The organism is Acidiphilium acidophilum, from assembly GCF_033842475.1.
Lineage (GTDB): Bacteria > Pseudomonadota > Alphaproteobacteria > Acetobacterales > Acetobacteraceae > Acidiphilium > Acidiphilium acidophilum.
In genome coordinates this window covers 1-7,276 of record NZ_JAWXYB010000012.1, presented here as the reverse complement: position 1 = coordinate 7,276, position 7,276 = coordinate 1, and the positions used below count along the sequence as shown (strand labels likewise).

The 7,276-nt window shown below is 61.4% G+C and carries 10 protein-coding genes; 2 read left to right on the top strand and 8 right to left on the bottom strand.

Annotated features, from left to right (window positions below):
- The 4 genes from SIL87_RS02330 to SIL87_RS02315 form a co-directional block, all read right to left on the bottom strand.
- Positions 1 to 210, bottom strand: a 210-nt coding sequence (locus SIL87_RS02330) for a hypothetical protein (protein WP_319612661.1), incomplete at its 3' end; no start/stop codon positions are given.
- Positions 207 to 929: a helix-turn-helix domain-containing protein gene (locus SIL87_RS02325; protein WP_319612659.1), complete on the bottom strand. Its 723-nt coding sequence runs from the start codon at positions 927 to 929 to the stop codon at positions 207 to 209. The genes SIL87_RS02330 and SIL87_RS02325, both read right to left, overlap by 4 nt.
- Positions 930 to 1,229: 300 nt before the next feature.
- Positions 1,230 to 1,550, bottom strand: coding sequence for a mobilization protein (locus tag SIL87_RS02320; RefSeq protein WP_319612658.1), 321 nt, complete (start codon positions 1,548 to 1,550; stop codon positions 1,230 to 1,232).
- The gene (locus SIL87_RS02315) at positions 1,540 to 1,734 is read right to left on the bottom strand and encodes a YqaE/Pmp3 family membrane protein (protein ID WP_319612657.1); all 195 of its coding nucleotides are present in this window, start codon (positions 1,732 to 1,734) and stop codon (positions 1,540 to 1,542) included. The genes SIL87_RS02320 and SIL87_RS02315 overlap by 11 nt, the downstream gene beginning before the upstream one ends.
- A 168-nt stretch (positions 1,735 to 1,902) precedes the next feature.
- Here SIL87_RS02315 and mobQ (SIL87_RS02310) point away from each other — a divergent pair, with 168 nt between their 5' ends.
- Positions 1,903 to 3,606 (top strand): MobQ family relaxase, encoded by a 1,704-nt coding sequence (gene mobQ / locus SIL87_RS02310; protein ID WP_319612656.1) that lies wholly within the window; start codon positions 1,903 to 1,905, stop codon positions 3,604 to 3,606.
- Here mobQ (SIL87_RS02310) and SIL87_RS02305 read toward each other — a convergent pair.
- From SIL87_RS02305 to SIL87_RS02290, 4 genes are all read right to left on the bottom strand, one after another.
- Complete coding sequence (locus SIL87_RS02305; protein WP_319612660.1) at positions 3,603 to 3,848, bottom strand: hypothetical protein; 246 nt, start codon at positions 3,846 to 3,848, stop codon at positions 3,603 to 3,605. The genes mobQ (SIL87_RS02310) and SIL87_RS02305 overlap by 4 nt on opposite strands.
- Positions 3,845 to 4,567: a helix-turn-helix domain-containing protein gene (locus tag SIL87_RS02300; protein WP_319612659.1), complete on the bottom strand. Its 723-nt coding sequence runs from the start codon at positions 4,565 to 4,567 to the stop codon at positions 3,845 to 3,847. Before SIL87_RS02300 ends, SIL87_RS02305 begins: the two co-directional genes overlap by 4 nt.
- A gap of 300 nt (positions 4,568 to 4,867) precedes the next feature.
- Complete coding sequence (locus SIL87_RS02295) at positions 4,868 to 5,188, bottom strand: mobilization protein (RefSeq protein ID WP_319612658.1); 321 nt, start codon at positions 5,186 to 5,188, stop codon at positions 4,868 to 4,870.
- On the bottom strand, positions 5,178 to 5,372 hold the full coding sequence (locus SIL87_RS02290) for a YqaE/Pmp3 family membrane protein (RefSeq protein WP_319612657.1): 195 nt from the start codon (positions 5,370 to 5,372) through the stop codon (positions 5,178 to 5,180). The genes SIL87_RS02295 and SIL87_RS02290 overlap by 11 nt, the downstream gene beginning before the upstream one ends.
- Before the next feature lie 168 nt (positions 5,373 to 5,540).
- On the opposite strand from SIL87_RS02290, the gene mobQ (SIL87_RS02285) reads away from it, so the two are divergent.
- Positions 5,541 to 7,244, top strand: coding sequence for a MobQ family relaxase (gene mobQ, locus SIL87_RS02285; protein WP_319612656.1), 1,704 nt, complete (start codon positions 5,541 to 5,543; stop codon positions 7,242 to 7,244).
- The last annotated feature ends 32 nt before the right edge of the window (positions 7,245 to 7,276 follow it).

Sequence of the window (7,276 nt, the reverse complement as noted above, 5' to 3'; positions counted from 1 at the left end):
TTCAATCCGTTCTCCGAGGCGATCCATCCTGCTTTCGACGTGAGCGATGGTCTCGGCATCCCCGGCTTGTTCACGCCGAAGGCCGGCCAATTGGCGAGCCATATCAGACTGCCGGTGTTTGATCTCCCGAACGTCATCCCTCACGGCGGAAAGCTCGATGCGGATAGCCTTCAGGTGCTCAAGGACGAGGTTGATGGGTTCATCGCTCATGCTGGCTCCGGGCGTAGTTGGATGACCTCAGCCTTGTAGCGTTCGACGGCCTCGCCGTGGTTGTCGATCTTTCCCCGGAAAGCACCTTCCGGCGTCACAGTGATGAGCTTAGTGCGGCCCCGCTTCACGCGACTGATTGCGCCAACACGTTCGAGAAGAGCTAGGGTTTCCTTCATATTTTGCGGTTTAACCCCCCGCATCTCAGCCAAATCAGCGGCGATTTTTGTGCACGCATAACCCTGCCATTCGAGGTGCCGGGTGATGAGCAGAAGGGTCGCAAGGGCAGCGTCACGCTCTGCCGGGGTGGCGTTCGTTGCCATCAAGCGGGCCTGTACGGCGTCGATGTACTGGTGTCCAAGGCTCACGTTACCGCCTCCAAAGAAGTCAAACTCTAGCTGAACTGGGCGCTCGGCCATAGCTTTTAAGCCATGGCCGAGCAGCCTTGCTTGTGCTGCGCGGGCTGGATCGCGCTCGCCAAGCGCCGCCTGGTCAACGAGCAACGCGGCTTGGCCGTAGGTTCCTCGTCGGCGAAGCTGGCGTACGGTCAGATCCTCGACCGACGCAGCTGATCGCGGACGGGCTTGTTGACCGGCCAAAACCTCGGCCAAAGTTCGGGAAGGCGCCCCTGCTCGCCGGTTGGCCTCCTGCACGGTCTGGGCGAGGCGGATATCGTCATCCGAATATCCCCGGCGACGCAGTTCGGCAGTGGTTACAGCCATGGGCGCGACTCCTAATAGTAATCTGGTGGATTACTAAAGTAATCTGGTGGATTACGATCGGTCAAGCGATTTCCGCCGCAATCCGGCAGAAAACCTAGGTTTTTTTCCGAAATCGTCCGGCGGTATCCTTATCCTAAGAAGATTTAGAAGAAAGAAGCGGAAAATCGCAGTGCGATTTGCCCATGATTGGCGGCCCTGACGGGCCGCTCTGGTGGGCCGTCAGGGGGCCTCAAAAAACCGCCTGAGATCGCTCTAAGGCCGGCAAGTGGCTTTGGGGGACGATGGGGCGAGGTCTGGGGGTCACTCAGCCGTCTGGGGCGGCTCTGAGGGCGTCTGGTTGACGCCAAGAAGTTCAGGAGAGGGGGAAGGGACCAGCCAGCCCTCAAACGCCTTGCGATCCTGTTCACGGGCCATCCGAGCCATGAGGGCCGTAATCACCTTGGAGAAGCGATCATCCTTCTCAGCTGCATCGATGAGCAGGCCGCCCAAGATGACCTTGCGGCGCGTGTCCAGCTTGCGGGCCTGCTGGCTCGCCCGCGCTTCCAGATCGGCCAGCCTTGCCTTGGCCTGCGCAGCCCGCTTCCGGGCCGCTTCAATCTTGGCTTCGAGATCACCGGCCATGGTTCATCGCTTTCGTGATCTTTCTGTCGGTCTTGTATTGGCCGAGTGCGTAGACCGACCAGATGGCGGCTGGAATCCATCCGATGATGGTGATTTGAAGGATCAGGCATAATAATCCTGCAATCGGTCTGCCGATGGTGAAGAACTGAAGCCATGGCAGGAGTATGGCGAGTAGAAGTCGCATTCTGATCTCCTTTGGCGTGAAAATCTTATGATAGCGTAGCGGGATTGACGATATAGGTCGATGGGTGAGACACTTTGAACGGTAGTGATAAGTGCGCACTTATGCAAACTCTTCGAGTTTGCGCGCGGCCCCTCGCCGGGGCAGGCAAGAAAGGAAGCGTTGGCGGCTGTGGCGATCTATCATCTCTCGGTCAAGACGGTGAGCCGTTCGAGCGGTCGCAGCGCGGTTGCCGCTGCTGCCTACCGCTCCGGCATTCGTCTTGCCTGCGAGCGGGATGGCCGCACGCACGATTACACGCGCAAACGTGGCGTGGTGGAATCGTTTATCGTCGTGCCTGCCGGTGCCGAGGCGTGGGCCTCGGACCGCTCGGCCCTGTGGAACCGGGCCGAAGCTGCGGAGACGCGGAAGAACAGCACGGTGGCGCGTGAATACGAGCTTGCCCTACCCGCCGAGCTTCCCGAGGGGGAGCGTGTTGCGCTGGCCCGGCGGTTCGCGGAGACCGTGGTTGAGCGGTTTGGCGTGGTTGCGGACGTGGCGTTGCATGAGCCGCACAGGGAGGGCGACGAGCGGAACTGGCACGCGCACATCCTGACCACGACACGGGCGGCGAACGAGAACGGGCTAGGGGGCAAGACGCGCCAGCTCGATGACCGGGCGACCGGCCCGGCGCTGGTGGAGGGGTTGCGGGAGGTCTGGGCCGAGCAGGTCAACGCGGCCCTCGAACGGGCGCAGGTGGAAGAAAGGGTGGATCACCGCAGCTTTGCCCGGCGTGGGCTTGAGCAAGCTCCCACGGTGCATCTGGGGCCTGCTGCGAGCGCGCTGGAGCGGCGCGGGGTTCAGACTGGTGTTGGTGACGTGAACCGGGCTGTAGCGGCCTCTGAAGAGGCACGAGAGGTGGTTCGACAGGCCGATGCCGAGGTGATCGACCTTGAACGCGAGCGCTGGCGACGCATGCCGCTAAACGCGCTCCAATGGGAGGTGAATACGCTACTGCCCGACCGGGAGGCGGCGAAGGCTGCGGCGCTGATGGCGGACCCGGCGTATCGTGAGGCGGAAAAAGCGGCTGAAACCGCCAGGGCTGGGGAGGCGAAAGCGAGGCTTGACCTGCTTGAGGCCACCGAGACCGTGCGGAGCTTGAACCAAAAGGCGGAGAGATACCAAGGGCGTCAGGAGCCTACTCAGCAGCCTAGGGCTGCTCTGAGGTCAAGTGGTTCTGAAGGACGATGGGGCGCGATCAGGGGCTTATTCAGCCGCTTGGGAGGTCTGATGTTCTGGCGGCAGGACAAAGAGGTTTCAGAAAATCCTGAGTCGAAGAGGATTCAGACTCAGATCGCCGAATGGACAGAGTTGGCCGCTGAACGGCAGGGCGTCTTGGACAGTGCGGAGAAACTGCACACCGAGGCCAGGTGGACCGTGGGCACGCTGTATAGCCGGATCGCTGGGCAGGTTGATGAGGCTTTAGCGCCTGAATACCGGCGGTATAGCGCGGCTCAATCCGTGCTCGATGAGCGGATCGAAGAGGATCGCCAACGTGCCGCCGAAGCCGAGGCGGAGCGCCGCAATGAGGAAATACTGCGAAGGGTGGATGCCGAGATCGAACGCGAGCGCCGCGAGGCGGTCGAGCAACAGCGACGGGCTGAAATCGCGGAGCTTCGCCAGATTGTCCGAGGGCTGGCGTCGATCAGGCCAACTGAAGAGGGCATCTTTCGGGTCAGGTTCGCAGACCTGCCACCAGAGGAACTAAAGCGGCAGCAAGACTTGCTGGAACGCTACCCTGAGGAGCGCAAAAGTGCGCTCAAGGCCGAAGTGTCAGAGCGTGAATTGCAGGCTTCTAGTCGGGAGAAAGACCGAGGGTTCGATATGATGGACTAAGCCTCGCGGAGATCGAGGCGATGCTCGATGCGTTCAATCCGTTCTCCGAGGCGATCCATCCTGCTTTCGACGTGAGCGATGGTCTCGGCATCCCCGGCTTGTTCACGCCGAAGGCCGGCCAATTGGCGAGCCATATCAGACTGCCGGTGTTTGATCTCCCGAACGTCATCCCTCACGGCGGAAAGCTCGATGCGGATAGCCTTCAGGTGCTCAAGGACGAGGTTGATGGGTTCATCGCTCATGCTGGCTCCGGGCGTAGTTGGATGACCTCAGCCTTGTAGCGTTCGACGGCCTCGCCGTGGTTGTCGATCTTTCCCCGGAAAGCACCTTCCGGCGTCACAGTGATGAGCTTAGTGCGGCCCCGCTTCACGCGACTGATTGCGCCAACACGTTCGAGAAGAGCTAGGGTTTCCTTCATATTTTGCGGTTTAACCCCCCGCATCTCAGCCAAATCAGCGGCGATTTTTGTGCACGCATAACCCTGCCATTCGAGGTGCCGGGTGATGAGCAGAAGGGTCGCAAGGGCAGCGTCACGCTCTGCCGGGGTGGCGTTCGTTGCCATCAAGCGGGCCTGTACGGCGTCGATGTACTGGTGTCCAAGGCTCACGTTACCGCCTCCAAAGAAGTCAAACTCTAGCTGAACTGGGCGCTCGGCCATAGCTTTTAAGCCATGGCCGAGCAGCCTTGCTTGTGCTGCGCGGGCTGGATCGCGCTCGCCAAGCGCCGCCTGGTCAACGAGCAACGCGGCTTGGCCGTAGGTTCCTCGTCGGCGAAGCTGGCGTACGGTCAGATCCTCGACCGACGCAGCTGATCGCGGACGGGCTTGTTGACCGGCCAAAACCTCGGCCAAAGTTCGGGAAGGCGCCCCTGCTCGCCGGTTGGCCTCCTGCACGGTCTGGGCGAGGCGGATATCGTCATCCGAATATCCCCGGCGACGCAGTTCGGCAGTGGTTACAGCCATGGGCGCGACTCCTAATAGTAATCTGGTGGATTACTAAAGTAATCTGGTGGATTACGATCGGTCAAGCGATTTCCGCCGCAATCCGGCAGAAAACCTAGGTTTTTTTCCGAAATCGTCCGGCGGTATCCTTATCCTAAGAAGATTTAGAAGAAAGAAGCGGAAAATCGCAGTGCGATTTGCCCATGATTGGCGGCCCTGACGGGCCGCTCTGGTGGGCCGTCAGGGGGCCTCAAAAAACCGCCTGAGATCGCTCTAAGGCCGGCAAGTGGCTTTGGGGGACGATGGGGCGAGGTCTGGGGGTCACTCAGCCGTCTGGGGCGGCTCTGAGGGCGTCTGGTTGACGCCAAGAAGTTCAGGAGAGGGGGAAGGGACCAGCCAGCCCTCAAACGCCTTGCGATCCTGTTCACGGGCCATCCGAGCCATGAGGGCCGTAATCACCTTGGAGAAGCGATCATCCTTCTCAGCTGCATCGATGAGCAGGCCGCCCAAGATGACCTTGCGGCGCGTGTCCAGCTTGCGGGCCTGCTGGCTCGCCCGCGCTTCCAGATCGGCCAGCCTTGCCTTGGCCTGCGCAGCCCGCTTCCGGGCCGCTTCAATCTTGGCTTCGAGATCACCGGCCATGGTTCATCGCTTTCGTGATCTTTCTGTCGGTCTTGTATTGGCCGAGTGCGTAGACCGACCAGATGGCGGCTGGAATCCATCCGATGATGGTGATTTGAAGGATCAGGCATAATAATCCTGCAATCGGTCTGCCGATGGTGAAGAACTGAAGCCATGGCAGGAGTATGGCGAGTAGAAGTCGCATTCTGATCTCCTTTGGCGTGAAAATCTTATGATAGCGTAGCGGGATTGACGATATAGGTCGATGGGTGAGACACTTTGAACGGTAGTGATAAGTGCGCACTTATGCAAACTCTTCGAGTTTGCGCGCGGCCCCTCGCCGGGGCAGGCAAGAAAGGAAGCGTTGGCGGCTGTGGCGATCTATCATCTCTCGGTCAAGACGGTGAGCCGTTCGAGCGGTCGCAGCGCGGTTGCCGCTGCTGCCTACCGCTCCGGCATTCGTCTTGCCTGCGAGCGGGATGGCCGCACGCACGATTACACGCGCAAACGTGGCGTGGTGGAATCGTTTATCGTCGTGCCTGCCGGTGCCGAGGCGTGGGCCTCGGACCGCTCGGCCCTGTGGAACCGGGCCGAAGCTGCGGAGACGCGGAAGAACAGCACGGTGGCGCGTGAATACGAGCTTGCCCTACCCGCCGAGCTTCCCGAGGGGGAGCGTGTTGCGCTGGCCCGGCGGTTCGCGGAGACCGTGGTTGAGCGGTTTGGCGTGGTTGCGGACGTGGCGTTGCATGAGCCGCACAGGGAGGGCGACGAGCGGAACTGGCACGCGCACATCCTGACCACGACACGGGCGGCGAACGAGAACGGGCTAGGGGGCAAGACGCGCCAGCTCGATGACCGGGCGACCGGCCCGGCGCTGGTGGAGGGGTTGCGGGAGGTCTGGGCCGAGCAGGTCAACGCGGCCCTCGAACGGGCGCAGGTGGAAGAAAGGGTGGATCACCGCAGCTTTGCCCGGCGTGGGCTTGAGCAAGCTCCCACGGTGCATCTGGGGCCTGCTGCGAGCGCGCTGGAGCGGCGCGGGGTTCAGACTGGTGTTGGTGACGTGAACCGGGCTGTAGCGGCCTCTGAAGAGGCACGAGAGGTGGTTCGACAGGCCGATGCCGAGGTGATCGACCTTGAACGCGAGCGCTGGCGACGCATGCCGCTAAACGCGCTCCAATGGGAGGTGAATACGCTACTGCCCGACCGGGAGGCGGCGAAGGCTGCGGCGCTGATGGCGGACCCGGCGTATCGTGAGGCGGAAAAAGCGGCTGAAACCGCCAGGGCTGGGGAGGCGAAAGCGAGGCTTGACCTGCTTGAGGCCACCGAGACCGTGCGGAGCTTGAACCAAAAGGCGGAGAGATACCAAGGGCGTCAGGAGCCTACTCAGCAGCCTAGGGCTGCTCTGAGGTCAAGTGGTTCTGAAGGACGATGGGGCGCGATCAGGGGCTTATTCAGCCGCTTGGGAGGTCTGATGTTCTGGCGGCAGGACAAAGAGGTTTCAGAAAATCCTGAGTCGAAGAGGATTCAGACTCAGATCGCCGAATGGACAGAGTTGGCCGCTGAACGGCAGGGCGTCTTGGACAGTGCGGAGAAACTGCACACCGAGGCCAGGTGGACCGTGGGCACGCTGTATAGCCGGATCGCTGGGCAGGTTGATGAGGCTTTAGCGCCTGAATACCGGCGGTATAGCGCGGCTCAATCCGTGCTCGATGAGCGGATCGAAGAGGATCGCCAACGTGCCGCCGAAGCCGAGGCGGAGCGCCGCAATGAGGAAATACTGCGAAGGGTGGATGCCGAGATCGAACGCGAGCGCCGCGAGGCGGTCGAGCAACAGCGACGGGCTGAAATCGCGGAGCTTCGCCAGATTGTCCGAGGGCTGGCGTCGATCAGGCCAACTGAAGAGGGCATCTTTCGGGTCAGGTTCGCAGACCTGCCACCAGAGGAACTAAAGCGGCAGCAAGACTTGCTGGAACGCTACCCTGAGGAGCGCAAAAGTGCGCTCAAGGCCGAAGTGTCAGAGCGTGAATTGCAGGCTTCTAGTCGGGAGAAAGACCGAGGGTTCGATATGATGGACTAAGCCTCGCGGAGATCGAGGCGATGCTCGATGCG

Coding starts and splice junctions, on each gene's coding strand:
- SIL87_RS02325 (WP_319612659.1), bottom strand. CDS start 929: ATGGCTGTAACCACTGCCGAACTGCGTCGCCGGGGATATTCGGATGAC.
- SIL87_RS02320 (WP_319612658.1), bottom strand. CDS start 1,550: ATGGCCGGTGATCTCGAAGCCAAGATTGAAGCGGCCCGGAAGCGGGCT.
- SIL87_RS02315 (WP_319612657.1), bottom strand. CDS start 1,734: ATGCGACTTCTACTCGCCATACTCCTGCCATGGCTTCAGTTCTTCACC.
- SIL87_RS02305 (WP_319612660.1), bottom strand. CDS start 3,848: ATGAGCGATGAACCCATCAACCTCGTCCTTGAGCACCTGAAGGCTATC.
- SIL87_RS02300 (WP_319612659.1), bottom strand. CDS start 4,567: ATGGCTGTAACCACTGCCGAACTGCGTCGCCGGGGATATTCGGATGAC.
- SIL87_RS02295 (WP_319612658.1), bottom strand. CDS start 5,188: ATGGCCGGTGATCTCGAAGCCAAGATTGAAGCGGCCCGGAAGCGGGCT.
- SIL87_RS02290 (WP_319612657.1), bottom strand. CDS start 5,372: ATGCGACTTCTACTCGCCATACTCCTGCCATGGCTTCAGTTCTTCACC.